The sequence below is a fragment of the Stutzerimonas sp. VN223-3 genome, assembly GCF_045999685.1.
Taxonomy (GTDB): Bacteria; Pseudomonadota; Gammaproteobacteria; order Pseudomonadales; family Pseudomonadaceae; genus Stutzerimonas; species Stutzerimonas stutzeri_AR.
The window spans coordinates 374,127-391,987 of sequence record NZ_RBEC01000001.1; the positions used below are offsets into that span (position 1 = coordinate 374,127).

At 60.8% G+C, this 17,861-nt stretch carries 13 protein-coding genes; 5 read left to right on the forward strand and 8 right to left on the reverse strand.

The window, feature by feature from the left end; translation table 11 throughout:
* Positions 1–264: 264 nt before the first annotated feature.
* Together D7241_RS01755 and D7241_RS01760 are read right to left on the reverse strand one after the other, a co-directional pair.
* Positions 265–891: a LysE family translocator gene (locus D7241_RS01755; RefSeq protein ID WP_408100055.1), complete on the reverse strand. Its 627-nt coding sequence runs from the start codon at positions 889–891 to the stop codon at positions 265–267.
* Between the two features lie 187 nt (positions 892–1,078).
* Positions 1,079–2,425, reverse strand: coding sequence for an NCS2 family permease (locus D7241_RS01760; RefSeq protein WP_408100056.1), 1,347 nt, complete (start codon positions 2,423–2,425; stop codon positions 1,079–1,081).
* Positions 2,426–2,791: 366 nt separating this feature from the next.
* On the opposite strand from D7241_RS01760, the gene D7241_RS01765 reads away from it, so the two are divergent.
* Complete coding sequence (locus tag D7241_RS01765; protein ID WP_408100057.1) at positions 2,792–3,547, forward strand: GntR family transcriptional regulator; 756 nt, start codon at positions 2,792–2,794, stop codon at positions 3,545–3,547.
* A gap of 327 nt (positions 3,548–3,874) precedes the next feature.
* Here the strand turns inward: D7241_RS01765 and guaD are convergent, their stop codons facing one another.
* The 4 genes from guaD to xdhA all read right to left on the reverse strand — a co-directional run bounded on the left by guaD (position 3,875) and on the right by xdhA (position 10,201).
* Complete coding sequence (gene guaD, locus D7241_RS01770) at positions 3,875–5,179, reverse strand: guanine deaminase (protein WP_408100058.1); 1,305 nt, start codon at positions 5,177–5,179, stop codon at positions 3,875–3,877.
* A gap of 154 nt (positions 5,180–5,333) precedes the next feature.
* The gene (gene xdhC, locus D7241_RS01775) at positions 5,334–6,173 is read right to left on the reverse strand and encodes a xanthine dehydrogenase accessory protein XdhC (RefSeq protein WP_408100059.1); all 840 of its coding nucleotides are present in this window, start codon (positions 6,171–6,173) and stop codon (positions 5,334–5,336) included.
* Positions 6,174–6,378: 205 nt separating this feature from the next.
* Positions 6,379–8,769, reverse strand: coding sequence for a xanthine dehydrogenase molybdopterin binding subunit (gene xdhB, locus D7241_RS01780; protein ID WP_408100060.1), 2,391 nt, complete (start codon positions 8,767–8,769; stop codon positions 6,379–6,381).
* Positions 8,762–10,201, reverse strand: a complete 1,440-nt coding sequence (gene xdhA, locus D7241_RS01785; protein ID WP_408100061.1) for a xanthine dehydrogenase small subunit — start codon at positions 10,199–10,201, stop codon at positions 8,762–8,764. The genes xdhB and xdhA overlap by 8 nt, the downstream gene beginning before the upstream one ends.
* Positions 10,202–10,615: 414 nt before the next feature.
* On the opposite strand from xdhA, the gene D7241_RS01790 reads away from it, so the two are divergent.
* Complete coding sequence (locus D7241_RS01790; RefSeq protein ID WP_408100062.1) at positions 10,616–11,707, forward strand: calcium:proton antiporter; 1,092 nt, start codon at positions 10,616–10,618, stop codon at positions 11,705–11,707.
* Between the two features lie 32 nt (positions 11,708–11,739).
* The gene (locus tag D7241_RS01795) at positions 11,740–12,246 is read left to right on the forward strand and encodes a nucleoside 2-deoxyribosyltransferase (RefSeq protein WP_408100063.1); all 507 of its coding nucleotides are present in this window, start codon (positions 11,740–11,742) and stop codon (positions 12,244–12,246) included.
* A 1-nt stretch (position 12,247) separates the two neighbouring features.
* Here the strand turns inward: D7241_RS01795 and D7241_RS01800 are convergent, their stop codons facing one another.
* Together D7241_RS01800 and D7241_RS01805 are read right to left on the reverse strand one after the other, a co-directional pair.
* Positions 12,248–13,603: an 8-oxoguanine deaminase gene (locus tag D7241_RS01800; protein WP_408100064.1), complete on the reverse strand. Its 1,356-nt coding sequence runs from the start codon at positions 13,601–13,603 to the stop codon at positions 12,248–12,250.
* Positions 13,604–13,812: 209 nt separating this feature from the next.
* Positions 13,813–14,844, reverse strand: coding sequence for a substrate-binding domain-containing protein (locus D7241_RS01805; protein ID WP_408100065.1), 1,032 nt, complete (start codon positions 14,842–14,844; stop codon positions 13,813–13,815).
* Between the two features lie 244 nt (positions 14,845–15,088).
* Between D7241_RS01805 and D7241_RS01810 the strand changes: the two genes are divergently transcribed.
* Positions 15,089–16,438 carry a uracil-xanthine permease family protein gene (locus D7241_RS01810; RefSeq protein WP_408100066.1) on the forward strand — a complete coding sequence of 450 codons (1,350 nt, stop codon included), beginning with the start codon at positions 15,089–15,091 and terminating at the stop codon, positions 16,436–16,438.
* Positions 16,439–16,469: 31 nt separating this feature from the next.
* On the forward strand, positions 16,470–17,855 hold the full coding sequence (locus tag D7241_RS01815; protein WP_408100067.1) for an amidohydrolase family protein: 1,386 nt from the start codon (positions 16,470–16,472) through the stop codon (positions 17,853–17,855).
* Positions 17,856–17,861: the final 6 nt, after the last annotated feature.

A 17,861-nucleotide genomic window follows, 5' to 3' on the forward strand; every position in this document is an offset into this window, starting at 1 on the left:
GCTTGCCTGTCGCCGATACAACGACGCGGCAGGTTCCTGCTCCCATGCGTAAAGCTTGACTCTCTGAGTCTTCGACCCGCCTCGATGGCGGGTTTTTTTTGGGGCGAAACTTAAGCGCTGATGGCAATGCTGTTCGCGAGCAAGCTCGCTTCTACAGAGGATGCCCGGTCGCAGGCATACGCCTTGTAGGAGCGAGCTTGCTCGCGAAACGGGAGAGATCAGCGTCGCGGCTATAGCACAACGCTGCCAAACAGCGGAATACGCTCAACGACTCAGCAATGACGCGGTGCCGGCTCCGCCGAACAGGGCGGCGCTGACGCGGTTGAACCAGACCTGGCCTTTACCGGTGCGCAAGTAACGCGCCGCACCATGGGCACCGAGCCCATAAGCCAGCTTGCAACATAAATCCAACGCCGCCCAGGTCAGGATCATCACCAGCAGCTGTGGCATGAAGGGCCGATCGGCACTGAGAAACTGAGGTAGAAACGCGGCGAAAAACAAGATGTCCTTGGGATTGCTAGCGCCCAATCCAAACGCACGCCAGAACAACTGGCGAAAGCGCGGGCTGACCTCGGTAGTGGCGACGCTGGGGCCGTTCTGTGGACGACGCGAGTCCTGCCAGCTTTGCCAGGCGAGATAGAACAGATAGAAGGCGCCGACGATCTTCAGCAAGCTGAAAACCTGTTCCGATGCCAGCAGCAATGCGCCGAGCCCGAGCGCGGACGCGCTGAGCAGGCAGATCGACGCGCTGACGCCCCCAACGAACGCCGGCCAGGAACGGCGCAGCCCGTAGTTGAGGCTGTTACTGATCATCAGCAGCGACAGCGGGCCAGGTATCAGGATCACCACCAGTGCTGCGCTCGCGAATAACAACCAGGTTTCCAGGCTCATTTCAGTGCTCCTCGGCAGTGTTGTGTTTCAGGGTTTCTCCGTTGGCGCTGGTCATGATGCGCGCTGTAATCGTATTGATCACATGGATTGCAGGTGCCGCCGTTCGCCTTTGCAAGAAGACGTTCGGTAGGTCAAAACGTCAAAAGGCCCCACCGCCGAAACGATGGGGCCGATCGATTCGCCAGGCTTAAAGGAAAGCGAACTTGGCGATAAAGATCACACACAGGACATAAAGGCTGACGGATACCTTGTCACGCTGCCCGGTCAGCAGCTTCAGTGTCGCGTAGGTCAGAAAGCCCAGCGCGATGCCGTTGGCGATGGAGAAGGTCAGCGGCATCATCACCACGGTTACGATAGCCGGGATGGTGTCGGTATGGTCCTTCCAATCGATATTAGCCATGCCGCTCATCATCAGCATCGCGACATAGATCAGAGCGCCAGCGGTGGCGTAGGCGGGAATCATGCCGGCCAGCGGGGCGAAGAACATCGCCGCGAGGAACAACAGACCCACCGTGATGGCCGTCAATCCGGTGCGACCGCCCGCGGCGACACCTGAGGCGCTTTCCACATAGCTGGTGACTGGCGGGCAGCCGACCAGTGCACCGACCACGCTCGAGGTGCTATCGGCCTTCAGTGCACGGGACAGCCCTTGAATCTTTCCGTCGTCATCGACCAGATTGGCCCGGTGCGCCACGCCCATCAGCGTGCCGGCAGTATCGAACATATTCACGAAGAGGAACGCCAGAATCACGCTGACCATCGTCACGTTCAATGCGCCAGCAATGTCCATTGCCAACCACGTCGGCGCCAGGCTCGGCGGCATCGAGACCAGACCGTTGAATTCAACCAGGCCCATACCCCAGCCGATGCCGGTCACAGCCAGCATGCTCAGCAGAATCGCGCCGAACACGTTACGGTGGCTAAGCACAGCGATCATCAGAAAGCAGAGCGCTGCCAACAGTGCGGTGGGTTCACCGAACGAGCCCATGGTGATCAGGGTTGCCGGGCTGTCGACCACGATACCAGCGGTCTTCAGGCCGATCAGGCCGAGGAACAGACCGACGCCCGCGCCCATGGCGAAGCGCAGGCTCATGGGGATGCTGTTCAACAGCCACTCGCGGATTCGCGACAGGCTCATGAACACGAAGAGCACACCGGAGATGAACACGGCACCCAATGCGATCTGCCAGCTGTAGCCCATCTCGCCGACCACTGTATAGGTGAAGAACGCGTTGAGGCCCATGCCCGGTGCCAGGCCTACCGGCCAGTTGGCATACAGGCCCATCAGGAAGCAGCCAAGCGCTGCGCCTATGCAGGTTGCGACGAAGGCGGCGCCGTGGTCGACACCGGCCTCGGCCATGATGTTCGGGTTGACGAAGATGATGTAGGCCATGGTGACAAAAGTCGTCAGGCCTGCGAGCAGTTCAGTTTTGATGCTGGTGCGGTGGACGCTGAGCTTGAAGAATCGATCGAGCAAGCCCGCGTTCTTCGGCTGCAGCCCGAGGGTCTGCTGTTCCTGTTTGGTGGTATCCACGAGGTGTTCCTCATCGTTCTTGTTGTCTATCACCCAGAGCGGCGCTCTCGAGGGCAGGTGATGGTGAGGCTCGTCCTGCTCGGTTTTTTGACCAAGGGGTCAGGAAGGCTTGACGCGATTATGCTTTTGTATACAAGAATTGCAACTTGATTTGCATAGATTCAGTCTTTCAGTTGAGTCTTCATGTGCTTTGGCGATAGCCGGTTCGATCAGCGCCAAGGTAAAAGCGGATCGGCGACGATAGTCAGAAGCTTGATTGTGCACAATTAATTCACTTTATTTTGCTATTTCACTAATGGCTACTGCCAGCCAGACGCTGAAAGGCAGTAAAGTTCGGGTCTGCCGATACTTCCGACGCGAGTCACCATGAACGAACAGTTGCAGCCTCTGAAAAAGCCGACACGAAACGGCAAGGCCCGAACCGGGACCCAGGACGACATCGTTTACGCCCATATTTTTGACGCTATCCTCGAACAGCGGCTGGCGCCGGGCACCAAACTCAGCGAAGAAGCGCTGGGCGAAATATTCGGGGTCAGCCGCACCATCATCCGGCGCGCGCTGTCGCGGCTTGCTCACGAAGGCGTCGTGTTGCTACGCCCCAACCGTGGAGCAGTGGTCGCCAGTCCCAGCGTCGAAGAAGCCCGACAAATCTTCTTCGCCCGCCGGCTGGTTGAGCGCGCCATCACCGAACTGGCTGTGCAGCACGCTAGTGCCGAACAATTGACCGAGTTGCGGCAGATGGTGACGGACGAGCAGGACTGCTTCGCTCGCGGTGATCGCGGTGCCGGTATCCGGCTCTCTGGAGAGTTTCACCTGAAGTTGGCCGAGGCGGCGAAGAATGCACCGCTAGTGAGTTTCCAGCGCAGCCTTGTATCCCAGACCTCGCTGATCATCGCCCAGTATGAAAGCGGCAACCGCTCGCATTGCTCCTTCGACGAACACAACGAGTTGATCGATGCCATCGCTGCCCGCGACAGTGCGAAAGCGGTGAGGCTGATGATGCATCACATGGATCACATCGACAGCAAGCTCAACCTCGACGAAGACAGCGCATCGGATGATCTGCACGCCGTGTTCTCGCATCTGGTGCTTGGCAAGAAGAAGCCGCGCGTACTGCGCTGAGATTCGAATGCGGGGTGTTGAGCATTCGCGGCAGTGGCGTAGGGTGGGCTTCCGGCACGAATGGAGACTGCTTGCGGTGGGCTGCAGCCCACTCTACGCGACTGCTGCGCACTGACACCCCGCCGCGTGGGTCTGCTTGATGACGCGGTGGTTGGCGATGATCACAGTGCAAAGTAGGGTGGGCCGGGCGGCGTTCCGCTTCAGCCCACCGATTCACTTTGTACTCCGCTACGGTGGGCTGAAGCCCACCCTACGGGATTGCTCTCCCGCCCTACGGCCGCCGCGGCTTTCCCGTTCAGCTATCCAGCCTCCCGCGTTGTTTCGTCTTTATCCTTTCTGGTGCACTGAAACACCGGCGGCGTAGGTTTCCTTCACTGCGCGGTCATCGCCCAGCATCATCAGTGCGAACAGCCGCTCTTCCAGCGTCTTGGCCTGCTGCAGGCGGTAGTCAATCAGCGGCGTGGCTTTATAGTCGAGCACCACGAAATCGGCGTCTTTGCCTGGCTGCAAGTTGCCGATGCGGTCATCCAGATAAAGCGCCCGAGCGCCGCCCAGAGTGGCGAGGTAGAGCGACTTGAACGGGTCCAGCTTTTTGCCCTGCAATTGCATCACTTTGTAGGCCTCGTTCAGTGACTGCAATTGGGAAAAGCTGGTGCCAGCGCCCACATCAGTGCCCAGGCCGACGCGCACGCCATGGCCCTCCACCTTCTCCAGATCGAACAGGCCGCTGCCCAGAAACAGGTTGGAGGTGGGGCAGAAGGCTACCGCCGAGCCGGTCTCACCCAGACGCTTGCATTCGTCGTCGCACAGATGCACGCCGTGGGCGAACACTGAGCGTGCGCCGATCAGGCCGTGGTGGTCGTAGACATCCAGGTAACCGTTTTGCTCGGGAAACAGTTCGCGCACCCATTCGATTTCCTTGCGGTTCTCGGACAAGTGGGTGTGCATGTAGAGGTCCGGATATTCCTTGCACAGCTTGCCGGCCAACGCCAGTTGCTCCGGCGTGCTGGTAGGTGCGAAGCGAGGCGTGACCGCGTAATGCAGGCGGCCCTTGCCGTGCCAGCGCTCGATCAGTTCCTTGCTGTCGGTGTAGCCGGACTCGGCAGTGTCGGTGAGATAGTCCGGTGCGTTGCGGTCCATCAGCACCTTGCCAGCGATCATTCGCAAGTTGAGCTTTTCGGCCTGCTCGAAGAAGGCATCGACCGATTCCTTGTGCACGCTGCCGAAGACCAACGCCGTAGTGGTGCCGTTGCGCAACAGTTCACCCAAGAACACTTCGGCCACTTCGCTCGCGTGGGCCTTGTCGGCGAACGCACGTTCGGTAGGGAAGGTATAGGTGTTTAGCCAATCCAGCAGCTGTTCGCCATAGGACGCAATCATGCCGGTCTGGGGATAGTGAATATGGGTATCGATGAAGCCGGACGTGATCAGCGCATCCGGGTACTCGATCACCTCGGTGCCGGTCGGCAGCGAAGACAGCAGCGATTGTGCCGCGCCGAGTTGAGCAACCTTGCCGTCTTCGACCACGAGCAAGCCATCTTCGAAGTATTCATAGGATTTCTCCACGCCTACCTCGCGCGGATCGGCGAGGCTGTGAAGAATGGCGGCACGGTAGGCTTTGCGTTGGGACATGGTGGTTCTCGGAATCGTTGTGTGTAGGTCGTGTGGGCCTGAATTCCCGGCGCGCACTCTTGCTGTAGGAGCCAACTTGCTGGCGAAGCTCTACTCGGTATGGCTTCGCGAGCAAGCTCGCTCGTACAAAAAAACGGGGCGGATCAAGGCGGTTCTAGGACCGGCGCGAAGCCGGGACCAGCATCGGCACGGGCTTTTCGCCGTCGCCGGTCTTCTCACCAAAGTTGGCGTTGTAGGTGGCAATCACCTCACCGGCGATGGACACGGCGATTTCGATCGGCAGCTTTCCCTTCACCTCGGCGATACCCATCGGGCAACGCATGCGTTGCACGGTTTCGGGCTGGAAGCCGCGGTCGCGCAGGCGGTGCTCGAACTTGGCGCGCTTGCTCTTCGAGCCGATCAGCCCGTAGTAGGTGAAATCGTTGCGCTCGAGTATCGCCGCGGTCAGTTCCAGATCGAGCTGATGGTTGTGAGTCATGACGATGAAATAGCTGCCGGCAGGCATGTTCTCCACTTCATCGACCACTTCGTCGTTGACCACTTTCTCGACGCCTGCCGGGATATGAGTCGGGAACTCGCTTTCGCGCGAGTCGATCCAGCGCACCTTGCACGGCAGGCTGGCGAGCAGCGGCACCAATGCGCGACCGACGTGACCAGCGCCGAACACGGCAATGTGCGCCTGTGGCTGACCCATGGGTTCGAACAGCAACACTGTCGCGCCGCCGCAGCATTGGCCCAGACTGGCACCGAGGGAGAAGCGCTCCAGGCGGGTTTCGCGCACGCGATCTTCGAGCATTTCGCGAGCTATCTGCTGCGCCTTGTATTCCAGGTGGCCGCCGCCGATGGTGTCGTACAAACGTTCACGGCTGACCACCATCTTCGAGCCGGCGTTGCGCGGCGTCGAGCCACGCTCCTCGATGATGGTCACCAGCACGCAGGGTTCGCCTTGGTGTTGCAGCTCGGCGAGCGCTTCGATCCAGACCGTGTTGCTCATGGTTCTGTCCTTCGTAGTCGGATGGCCGCCCCGTGGAAACCGAGAGGTATTTTCCACCGAAACGTTCATGTTGTTCACGGTGGGCTGAAGCCCACCCTACGCCCGGGCTCGGTTGCCACCGTAGGGTGGGCTTCAGCCCACCATCGACGTTCGCCCAATTGGTGGGCTAATAAAGCCCACCCTACGTGAGCATCGCTTCCTGAGTTCAGGCCGGCGTGGTTTCCGCTGTCGCGACTGCGGCAGCAGCCTGTTTCAACTTGCGCATCTGTTCCACGCCCCATAAAACCCGTTCCGGCGTCGCCGGGGCGTCGATGTTCGGTTGGGCACGGTAATCAGCGAGGCTCGCCACCGCGTCCTTGATCGCGCACCAGACCGAGATGCCGAGCATGAACGGCGGCTCGCCGACGGCCTTGGAATGAAACACGGTGTCCTCGGGGTTCTTGCGGTTCTCCACCAGCTTTACCCGCAGATCCAGCGGCATGTCGGCCACTGCCGGGATCTTGTAGCTGGCTGGCCCGGAGGTCATCAACTTGCCCTTGTCGTTCCAGACCAGCTCTTCCATGGTCAGCCAGCCCATGCCCTGGACGAAGCCGCCTTCCACTTGGCCGATATCGATGGCCGGGTTAAGCGACGCACCGACATCGTGAAGAATGTCGCTGCGCAGCATCTTGTACTCGCCGGTCAGGGTATCGACGATCACCTCGGAGCAGGCTGCGCCATAGGCGAAGTAGTAGAACGGCCGGCCACGTGCCTGGCTGCGGTCGTAGTAAATCTTTGGCGTGCGGTAGAAGCCGGTGGACGACAGCGACACCTGGCCGAAATAAGCCTGCTGAATCAGCTCGTCGAAGGAGACGTACTGGTCGCGGATGCGGACCTGACCATTCTTGAATTCGACGTCTTCTTCCGTGACTTGGTAATGCCGTGCAGCAAACTCGATCAGACGTTGCTTGATGGTTTGCGCAGCGTTCTGGGCAGCCTTGCCGTTGAGATCCGCGCCACTGGATGCGGCGGTCGGAGAGGTGTTCGGCACTTTGTCAGTGTTGGTAGCGGTGATCTGGATGCGGTCGACATCGACCTGGAACACCTCAGCCACGACCTGAGCGACCTTGATATTGAGGCCCTGGCCCATCTCGGTGCCGCCATGGTTCAGATGGATGCTGCCGTCGGTATAGACGTGTACCAGCGCGCCGGCCTGGTTGAGGAAGCTGGCGGTGAAGCTGATGCCGAATTTCACCGGGGTCAGCGACAGGCCCTTCTTGAGAATCGGACTCTTGGCGTTGAACGCACGGATTTCTTCGCGGCGGCGAGCATACTCGCTGCTGGCCTCGAGCTCGGCGGTCATCTCCTCAAGCATGTTGTGCTCGACGGTCTGGTAGTACGGCGTGACGTTGCGTTCGGTCTTGCCGTAATAGTTGCGCTTGCGCACGTCGAGTGGGTCCTTGCCCAGCTTGCGCGCCACCGCGTCCATGATCTCCTCGATGGCGACCATGCCCTGCGGGCCGCCGAAGCCGCGATAGGCGGTGTTCGAAGCCAGGTTGGTCTTGCAGCGATGACCGTTGATGGTCGCATCGCCCAGGTAATAGGCGTTGTCGGAGTGGAACATGGCGCGGTCGACGATGGAGCCGGACAGGTCTGGCGAGTAACCGCAATTGCCGGCCAGGTCGATCTCGATGCCGTGCAGCAAGCCGTCGTCATCGAAGCCGACGTCATACTCGACGTAGAAGGGATGGCGCTTGCCGGTCATGGTCATGTCTTCCATGCGCGGCAGACGCATTTTGGTTGGCCGCCCGGTAAGGTGCGCGATCACCGCGCACATGCAGGCGGGTCCCGCGGCCTGGGTTTCCTTACCGCCGAAGCCACCGCCCATGCGGCGCATGTCGATGACGATCTTGTTCATCGAGACGCCGAGTACTTCCGAGACCAGCTTCTGCACCTCGGTGGGGTTCTGCGTCGAGGTGTAGACGATCATGCCGCCGTCTTCGGTGGGCATCACCGAGGAGACCTGGGTCTCCAGATAGAAATGTTCCTGACCGCCAATGTGCAGGCTGCCCTGCAGGCGGCGCGGGGCGGTAGCCAGGGCGCCAGCCGAATCGCCGCGCTTGTGGGTGTGGCTGTCGAGCACGAAATGCTTCTTGCGCAGCGCGTCGACTACATCGATCACCGGCTCCAGGTCTTCGTACTCGATGATCGCGGCCATCGCTGCCTTGCGCGCGGTTTCCAGGCTGTCAGCGGCGACGGCGATTACCGGCTGGCCGATGAACTCCACCTTGCCATCCGCCAGCAGCGGATCGCCGGGCATGACCGCGCCGATGTCCAGCTGGCCTGGAACATCCTTGGCGGTAATGGCAATGGCGACGCCGGGCACGTTGTAGCAGGGCGCAGTATCGATGCGAACGATGCGGGCATGAGCGCGATCGCTCATGCGTGCATACACATGCAACTGGTTGGGAAATTCCAGGCGGTCGTCGACGTATACCGCTTCGCCGGTGACGTGCTTGGGCGCGCTGTCGTGCTTGACGTTTCTGCCCACGCCGCTAACGAGATCCTGAGTGAACAGGGCGGCGAGTTCTTCCTGGGTCTTGGTTGGCTTATGCATATGCGGTCACCCTTGTCTCGGCTTCCGGGCTTTGTTGCTCAAGGAAGCATTTGCGCAGCAGGTTCTGTGCAACCAGCAAACGGTATTCGCGGCTGGCGCGGAAGTCGGTAAGCGGCGTGAAGTCTTTTTCCAGCGCTTGGCAGGCTTGCTCGATGGCGTCGTGAGTGAAGGACGCACCGATCAGAGCGCGCTCGCATGCAGCGGCGCGCTTGGGTATCGCCGCCATGCCGCCGAAAGCAACGCGGGCATCTTCGATAATGCCGTCCTCGATCTTGAGATCGAAGGCTGCGCACACGGCGGAAATATCGTCGTCCAGGCGTTTGGATACCTTATAGGCGCGAAATACCCGGTTCGGCTGGGCGCGCGGCACGATGATCTTCTCGATAAATTCGCCTTGCTCGCGGGCCGTCACCTTGTAGTCGATAAAGTAGTCCTGCAGCAGCAGGGTGCGGCTGTTGATGCCCTTGCGCAGCACCACTTGCGCACCCAGCGCAATCAGCAGGGGCGGCGAATCACCAATGGGCGAGGCATTACCGATGTTGCCGCCGAGAGTGCCCTGGTTGCGAATCTGCAGAGACGCGAAGCGGTGCAGCAGCTCGCCGAAGTCCGGGTATTCCTGGGCCAGCACTTCGTAGCAATCGGTCAGTGGAGTGGCCGCACCGATTTCGATGGTATTGGCAGTAACTTCGACTTTCTTCATTTCGGCGATATGGCCGACGTAGATCATCACCGGTAGTTCGCGATGGAACTGGGTAACTTCCAACGCCAGGTCGGTGCCGCCGGCAAGCAGGCGGGCGTCGGGATTGGCGCCGTAGATATCGGCCAGATCGGCCACTGTCAGTGGTGACAGGCAGCGCTTGTCGCCACTGTTCAGCTCAGCGGTTTCGCGGGGTTCGATGGCCTTCAACTGGGCGATGGTTTCAGCCTCGCGCGCGTCGAACTGATCCGGCTGCTTGCCACAGCAGGCTTGCTCAGCGGCTTCGAGAATTGGCCGGTAGCCGGTGCAGCGGCAGAGGTTGCCAGCCAGCGCCTCGTGCGTGTCGGCGTTGTCGAAGCCGTCCGCCGACTTCTGCAGGGCAAACAGGCTCATGACGAAGCCCGGCGTGCAGAAGCCGCACTGCGATCCATGGCAATCGACCATTGCTTGCTGAACGCTATGCAGCTGGCCCTGATGCTTCAGGTCCTCGACGGTAATCAGTTGCTTACCATGCAGCGCGGAGACGAACGTCAGGCAGGAGTTAAGCGTGCGATAGCGCAGCTTATCGCCGTCCAGCTCGCCGACCACGACGGTACAGGCGCCGCAGTCACCGGAGGCACAGCCTTCTTTGGTGCCGGATTTACCGCGATGCTCACGCAGGTAATTCAGCACGGTGGTATTCGGATCGAGTGTCTGCTCACGGCGCAGTTCTCGATTGAGTAGGAACTGGATCAAGGAGGGCCTCCGGGGAGTTTTTGTTCTGGGCTCTGGTGAAGGAAATTAGCCCTATCTGACTTTCTGGTCAACAAATACTTGACTCAAAAGTCAATGTACTCGACGGCGCATACCAGGGGTGACGACCCACGCCGCTGCGGCTTGGTTGCTGATGGGTTCAGTGTGGCTCACATGGGCAGGAATTGCCGCACGCGGCGATAGGGCGTGGGCTCGATGAATCGTCTGCCCTGAGTAGGCGATCCCAGCGGCAGCGCGGAGCCCAATTTAGGGCTGATTCGCAGCGAAACTGTAGGGCAGAAACTCCCTTCCACTTCGATATAGGGGACGTCCCCGCGGATTGTTGGTCTCTTTTTTGTTGTTCCCGTATATGCCGCGGCTTGGTGCGTCGAGGCAGTGAACGTCCGGAGATTGATGATGCTGCATATGCTGAAGGAAGAGAGGTTTCTCGTCGTCGCGCTGCTCGTCGCGGTCCTTGCCTATACGTTCGAAGGCAGCCTGCTGCATGGCGGGCGTGTGATTGCATTGACCGCCGTCGGCGTGCTCGTCGCCACCATCGTACTGGCGTCGATACGCGTCGCGCACCATGCCGAAGTGCTCGCTGAAAAGGTCGGTGATCCCTACGGGACGATGATTCTTACCCTTTCGGCGGTGCTGGTTGAGGTCGTCGTGCTGGGCATCATGATGACTCATGAGTCCTCGCCGACGCTGGTACGTGACACCATCTACGCGGCCGTGATGCTCGATCTCAACGGCATTCTCGGCCTCGCTGCGCTGATAGGCGGTCTGCGCCATGGCGAGCAGTCTTACAACGATGATTCGGCGCGGACCTACAGCGTGATGATCCTGACCGCCATGGGCGTGTCGATGGTCGTACCGGAATTCATTCCACGCGAAGACTGGCATCTCTACTCGGCCTTTACCATTGGCGCGATGCTGCTGCTTTACGGCGTGTTTCTTCGTATGCAGGTGGGTGCGCACAGCTACTTTTTCAGCTACAGCTACCCGGAGAAGCGTCGGCGTAAAAACAGCCCCGATGTTCCACCTGCGTCAGCGAGTCTTGGTCTGGCGATCGGATTCTTGTGTGCCGGCGTGGTACTCATCGGTGCACTCGCCGAGGTAATGGCTCAGGCGCTCGGCGTGGGGCTGGAAGGCAGTGGCGCGCCACCCATGGTGGCGGCCTTGCTGGTGGCGGCGATCTCGGCGAGCCCTGAAATCCTGACCGCGCTGCGTGCGGCGCTGGCCAACCGCATGCAGTCGGTGGTCAATATCGCGCTCGGTGCCTCGCTGTCTACGGTGATTCTTACGGTGCCGGTAATGGAGGCGCTGGCGCTTTACAATGGTCAGCCGCTGCAGATGGCGATGACGCCGCTACAGACCATGATGGTCTTCATTACCCTGATCGTCGCTGCCATCAATTTGAACGATGGCGAAACCAACGCGATCGAGGGCATGACCCACTTCGTGTTGTTCGCTACCTTCATCATGCTGTCGCTGATTGGGCTGTAGCGGCTGCAGCGCCACGAACAGGAGCTTATGGATTGAACATTTACCTGGCCGGTCCCGGCGTGTTCCGCCCCGACGCACAGGAGCACGGCGAGCGGCTCAAGGCGCTCTGCGCGGAGTTCGGCTTCACTGGCCTGTATCCGCTGGACAAACAGGTGCCCGCACACATCACTGACACGCGCGAGCAGGCCGCCTGGATCTACCGTGCCAATCTCGAATTGCTCGAACAGGCCGATGCTGTGCTGGCTGACCTCAATTTCTTTCGCGGCGGCGAGCCGGACAGCGGTACCTCTTTTGAAGTCGGCTATGCCGTGGCCCGAGGTAAACCGGTTTTCGGTTACCTGGAGGGAGCCGGCAGCTACGCTGAACGGCTTCGCCACCAACATCCGCAGCTCTGTGGATTGCCCGGCTTCGATTGCGATGGCTTGCAGTTGGAAGCCTTCGACCTACCGGTCAACCTGATGCTCGGGGTTCCGGTAACCGTGATCACCGGAACCCCGCATGATTGCTTGCAGCAGCTGACAGTAGCATTGCGCCGCTGAATCAGCCTGCCAGCAGCTCCCGCGCAGCCTGGCTGTGATCGGCGATCAGTCCCGCAACGTCGAGTCCCTCGACGTGTCCGTCAACCACTCGCCATTGTCCGCCGACCATGACCCGGTCGGCACGGTCTGCACCACACAAGAGCAACGCCGAAACGGGGTCATGACTGCCGGAGAAGCGCAGTTCGTCGAGCTTGAACAGCGCGAGGTCCGCTTGCTTGCCGACACTCAACTCACCGATATCGTCCCGACCCAATAGGCGCGCCGAGCCTCGCGTCGCCCAGCCCAGTACCCGCTCAGGAGTGATCTGCTCCGCACCATAGCGCAGGCGTTGGATGTATAGCGCCTGACGCGCTTCGAGAATCATGTTGGACGCGTCATTGGACGCCGAACCGTCCACACCCAGACCGATGGTCGCGCCAGCAGCTTCCAGGGCCACGCTCGGGCAGATGCCAGACGCCAGGCGCATATTCGAACTCGGGCAATGACAAATGCCGGTGCCGGCGGCCCCAAGGCGTTCGATCTCTTCGTCGTTGAAGTGAATGCCATGAGCCAGCCAGGTGCGCTCGGACAGCCAGCCGACACTGTCCAGATAGTCCACGGTGCGCAGGCCGAAGCGCTGCAGGCAGAACTCCTCCTCGTCCAGGGTCTCGGCCAGATGAGTGTGCAGGCGAACGTCGTGTTGTTCGGCCAGCGCGGCGCTGGCGCGCATGATTTCCGGAGTCACCGAAAACGGCGAGCAGGGCGCCAAGGCCATCTGGATCTGCGCGCCGGCACCACGTTCATGATAAGTGCCGATCAGGCGTTCACTGTCGGCCAGAATGGCTTCGGCGGTCTGCACCGTATGCTGCGGCGGCAGGCCGCCATCGACTTCGCCCAGGCTCATGGAGCCGCGAGTGAGCATGGCGCGCATGCCCAGCTCGCGGACTGCCTCGATCTGCACGTCGATAGCATTTTCCAGGCCGCCCGGAAACAGGTAGTGATGATCGGCGGCGGTGGTGCAGCCGGAGAGCAACAGCTCGGCCAGCGCAACCTTGCTGGCCAGCGCGAGCCGGTCCGGTGTCAAGCGAGCCCAGACCGGATAGAGCGTCTTCAGCCAGGGGAATAGTGGCTGGTTCACCACTGGCGCCCAGGCGCGGGTAAGGGTTTGATAGAAGTGATGGTGCGTGTTGATCAGCCCCGGCAGCACGACGTGCTCGCGGGCGTCGAACGTGCTCTCGACGGGGGTGGTTGGCGACTGCCCAGCAGCGAGCAGTTCAACGATGACGCCGTTTTCGATTACCAGTCCGCCTGAGGCGTCCTGATCGTTGGCAGTGAAAATGGCGAGGGGATTCTTGATCCAGATACGGCTGGCAGTCATGGCCGGCTTCTCCTGAGTTGAGTTCAGAAATGAGCCAGCTCAGTTATGCCCTGTCTGCTGATCCAGGGGACGTCCAGCGGGGCCAGACGTGGGCAACACATTAATGGCTTGCGGTCGGGTTGTCACCATGTCGGGGCCGAGTAAAGGCGATGGGATGCGCTGTGGACTTCGCTGGGTGCAATCCTCGGGCGCGGTTGCCGTCCGCTGCATCACCCAGTCTGGGTGGATAAGCGCGGTACCAGGCTTGCCATAGGCGCTGCGACTCGCAGTCGCTTGCCATCACCGTTTATCTGCTCAAATAGCAGGTCGATGGCCAATGCGGCGACCTGCTCCAAATGAAGGTTCAGTGCGGTCAAAGGAGGGTCGCATTGGCGTGCGCGCAAACCGTCGTAGCGCGTCGCCACCTTCACGTCTTCGGGTATGCGGCGGTTGCGCTGCAGCAGTGCCTGGACCGCCCCGATCGCGAAAGCATCGACCGGCACACAGAGTCCGTCCATGTCTGGGTGTGCCTCCAGCATACGCAGGCAGGCGGCGTGGCCAGCCGCTTCGCCACCAGCCTCGTCTGCGTGTTCGATGATGGGGATCTGCCCTCGAGCAGCGCAGAAGTTTTGATACGCGGCGTTCATGTCCAGATAGGAATGCCTGGGCTGAGAACCGATAAGAAGCCCGATACGCCGCGCTCCCTGCGCATATAGATGCTCCAGCAGGAGCTCGCCAGCCTCCTCGCCATGAAGATCGATATAAGCCAGAGGAGGATTCATTTCCGGCTGTCGTCCGATGGACACCAGCGCTACGCCGCGCTTACGCAGCCTTTCTACCTGCGGATCGTCTGCCACCGGCTCGATAATCACTGCGCCATCGATATCCAGGGAATCCAGAAGGTTCTGCGCCTCATCGAGAGGTGGCACTAGAACCATGGCCAGACCTTGACGTAGTGCCGCCTCGGTCGCCGTGGCTGCAATTTCCATAAGAAAGCCCAGCCGCGAAGGCCCACCGGCTACAGCGAACGGCATGGAAGAAAGCAGCGCGATGGAGTTGGCGCGCCCGGTGCGCAGTCGCTGAGCCCGCAGATTCGGGCTGTAGCCCAAGTTCGCAGCGATCGTCTTGATGCGTGCTCGGGTTTCAGGGTCTACCTGCCCCCTGTCGTTTAGCGCGTGGGAAACGGTCGTTCGGGAGACCCCAGCCGCTTGAGCAACATCGGCGATGGTCAGGCGTCGCGAAGCGGAAGAAGGGTGGGGCATTAACAAACTCTCGGCACCGCCGGCATAGGCCGGTCGATAGTAGCAGCCCGAACGACCAGCGGTCGACACACCTCAGTTGACAGGCCCAAGTGATCGGACTAAGTTTCACCCAAATCGATTTGGGCAGAATGACAAATCGATTTTTTGGCACCGATTCTTACCGTTTCGGTGCAAGAGAATTCAGCAAGACAACGCCCTAAAACAATCAGAACGGCCGGTGCAGCCGGCAACAAAGAGGTGGGTCATGATGGAAAACACCAGCAAACCCGTAACACCTGTTAACGAGCACTTGCCCTGGCGGCAATTGCTCATATTCGGTGCGCAACACGTGCTTGTAATGGCGGCTTCGCCCATCGCCGCGGTCTTCTTGATGGCGACCGCTCTGGGTTTTTCCAGCGATCTGACCCTGCGACTCCTGAGCGCAACGTTCTTGGTATGCGGGCTTGGCACGTTGGTGCAGTCGCTGGGCTTACGCGGTTGCGGCGCACGGCTGCCGTTTATCATGCTGCCCGGTGGCGCGCCCATCATGCTGTTCATTCTCATCGCGCAGCAGAACGGTCCGGCCACAGCCTCAGGCGCCGTCATCTTGACCGGCGTGTTCTATTTTCTGGTGTTGCCGCTGTTCCGGCGTTTGCTGCGCTTCTTTCCATCCGTGGTGGTAGGCACGATGCTCCTGCTGGTGGCGGTCAACCTCGTCAAGCTGTCCGGCAGTCTGATCGTGGGTCAGCCAGGCAGCGAAGGATTTGCCGAGCCGCAGCAGCTCCTGCTCGCCTTCGCCACTATTGGTTTTACCGTGCTGTGCTCGAGGTTGTTAAAGGGCACCCTGGGCCAGCTGTCCATTCTTCTCGGTCTGGTGGGCGGGAGCCTGCTGGCGGTGGCATTGGGTGCGTTCGATACCTCTCGCCTGACGCTATTTCCTTTGATCAGCCTGCCTGCAGTGTTCCCCTTCGGCATGCCTCGCTTCGACCTGCTGGCGTCTCTGCCGCTGATGCTTTTCTGCCTGGTTTCCATGGTCGAGGCTACGGGGCAGACGGTCGCCATCAGCGAGGCCGTAGACAAGCCCTTGGATAAAGACCGCGATGTAGTGCGCACCATTCGCGGCGATGCCTTGGCCTCGCTATTGGGCGGCTGTATGGGCACCTCTCTGATCATCACCAGTGGCGAAAATATCGGCGTGATTCGTGCCACTGGCGTTCGCTCCCGTTATGTCACGGCGGTATCCGGGTTGCTGCTGTTGGGCTTCGCCCTGCTGGCTCCCTTGGCCCGCCTGATCGAGGGCGTGCCCGAAGCGGTTGTAGGCGGGACCAGCCTGGTGGTGTTCGCCATCGTCGGCACCATGGGCATCGACATGCTGCGCAAGGTGGATCTGCGCGACCACGGCAACATGTATGTCGTGTCCGTGGCCTTGGCAGTGGGACTGCTGCCCATCCTGGTTCCCGGCGTCTATAGCCACTTTCCTGCCGGGCTCGCCAGCCTGCTGGGAAATGGCGTTGCGATGGGTGCCCTTACCGCAGCGGTGATGAACTTCCTGTTCCACTGCGTGGGCCAACGTCCCGCTGTTCCTGCCGCCGAGCCCTCTCGGGCAAATCCCTAAGTCATCTCTAAGACCCGTCATGGACTCCATCATGAACAATCGCCCCAAAATCGATCCCGATCAGTTGCTGGCTCCGAATCAGTTGCTAGCGCCTCAATGGCTGTTGCTTCCAGAAGGCCCTCGCAGAGGCCAGGCGGTGCTGGTGGCCGATGGCCGCTTCGTCGAAGTAGGTCCGCTGCCCTTGTTGCAGAGCCGTCATCCCGATCATCAGGTGCTGTATCTCGACGGCCAGCTGCTGATGCCAGGGTTTATCGATACCCATCACCACCTCAGCCAGAGTTTCGGCAAGGGCTTGGTATTCGGCGAGCCATCGGAAATCTTCCGGCGTATCTGGGTCCCGCTGGAGGGCAGCCTGAATGCAGATCTGCTTTACCTCACCGCCAAGCTCGCAGCGCTAGAGGCGCTACGCGGCGGATTCACCACCGTTTGCGATGCCGGAACCCGCGCCGAAGAAGGGCTGGATGCTATAGCCAAGGCCACTGGGGAAGCGGGAATTCGATGTGTGCTGGCCAGAGTCTGTAATGACAAACGCGGCGTGCAGATATTGGACTCAGCGCCCATCCTGGCCCAGGCCGAACGTCATCTGGCGCAATGGGAAAGCGATCCGCTGATTACTCCATCTCTCGCCATTCCGATTCCCGAGATCGCGACTGACACTACTTTGGCCGCCGTGTATGGCCTGTGCGCCGAAGCCGGCAGAGTGTTCCAGACCCATGTCAACGAGCATCTGGTCGCTGTAGAGCGGTCGCTGGAGCACTGTGGCCTACGCCCGCTCGAGCAATTGCATCGAGCAGGTGCGCTGGGCCCCGCTGCTCTGCTGGCTCACGCCACACTGCTAACCCCGCATGAGTTGATTTTGTTACGCGACAGCGGTGCGGCGGTGAGCTACAACCCGGTCGCCAGCGCCTGGAAAGGCAATGCCGTGGCCGAGGCACTGCTAATGCACGAGCTGGGAATTCCGCTCGGCCTGGGCACGGACGGCACCCGCGGTGATGGCTTCCGCCTGCTGGACTACGCCGAAGCGGCCCAGCGCTTCGCTCATGGCATCGCCGTGGGGGATTCGGTCTGCGGCGGCGGATCGCTCTGGCTCGACATGGCCACGCAGAGTGGCGCCCAAGTCACTGGTTTGAACGACGTCACCGGACGCATCGCTCCAGGGCTCGCGGCGGACTTCTTATTAGTCGACCTGGACGTTCCCGAGCTGATCCCGTCCTGGGATCTGTCGTGGGAACTGGTACGCCTGGTCAACCGCGACCAGATTCAGGCGGTAGTGGTGCAAGGCCGTTTGCGTCTGTGGCAAGGCTGGCCCACCGATTGGGACGCCCGCGCGCTCATGCGCGAGGTAGATGCACTGGCCAGAGACGTGGTCGCGCAGGCCCCTATCCATAAAGTGAACCCCAGCCCGCTGGTTCGCTGACGCTTA

Excerpts from the sequence above, each read along its gene's own strand:
- guaD (WP_408100058.1), bottom strand. The coding sequence starts at position 5,179 with ATGTCCCAACGCAAAGCCTACCGTGCCGCCATTCTTCACAGCCTCGCC.
- xdhB (WP_408100060.1), bottom strand. The coding sequence starts at position 8,769 with ATGCATAAGCCAACCAAGACCCAGGAAGAACTCGCCGCCCTGTTCACT.
- D7241_RS01765 (WP_408100057.1), top strand. The coding sequence starts at position 2,792 with ATGAACGAACAGTTGCAGCCTCTGAAAAAGCCGACACGAAACGGCAAG.
- D7241_RS01810 (WP_408100066.1), top strand. The coding sequence starts at position 15,089 with ATGATGGAAAACACCAGCAAACCCGTAACACCTGTTAACGAGCACTTG.
- D7241_RS01805 (WP_408100065.1), bottom strand. The coding sequence starts at position 14,844 with ATGCCCCACCCTTCTTCCGCTTCGCGACGCCTGACCATCGCCGATGTT.
- D7241_RS01815 (WP_408100067.1), top strand. The coding sequence starts at position 16,470 with ATGAACAATCGCCCCAAAATCGATCCCGATCAGTTGCTGGCTCCGAAT.
- D7241_RS01800 (WP_408100064.1), bottom strand. The coding sequence starts at position 13,603 with ATGACTGCCAGCCGTATCTGGATCAAGAATCCCCTCGCCATTTTCACT.
- D7241_RS01790 (WP_408100062.1), top strand. The coding sequence starts at position 10,616 with ATGCTGCATATGCTGAAGGAAGAGAGGTTTCTCGTCGTCGCGCTGCTC.
- D7241_RS01755 (WP_408100055.1), bottom strand. The coding sequence starts at position 891 with ATGAGCCTGGAAACCTGGTTGTTATTCGCGAGCGCAGCACTGGTGGTG.
- xdhC (WP_408100059.1), bottom strand. The coding sequence starts at position 6,173 with ATGAGCAACACGGTCTGGATCGAAGCGCTCGCCGAGCTGCAACACCAA.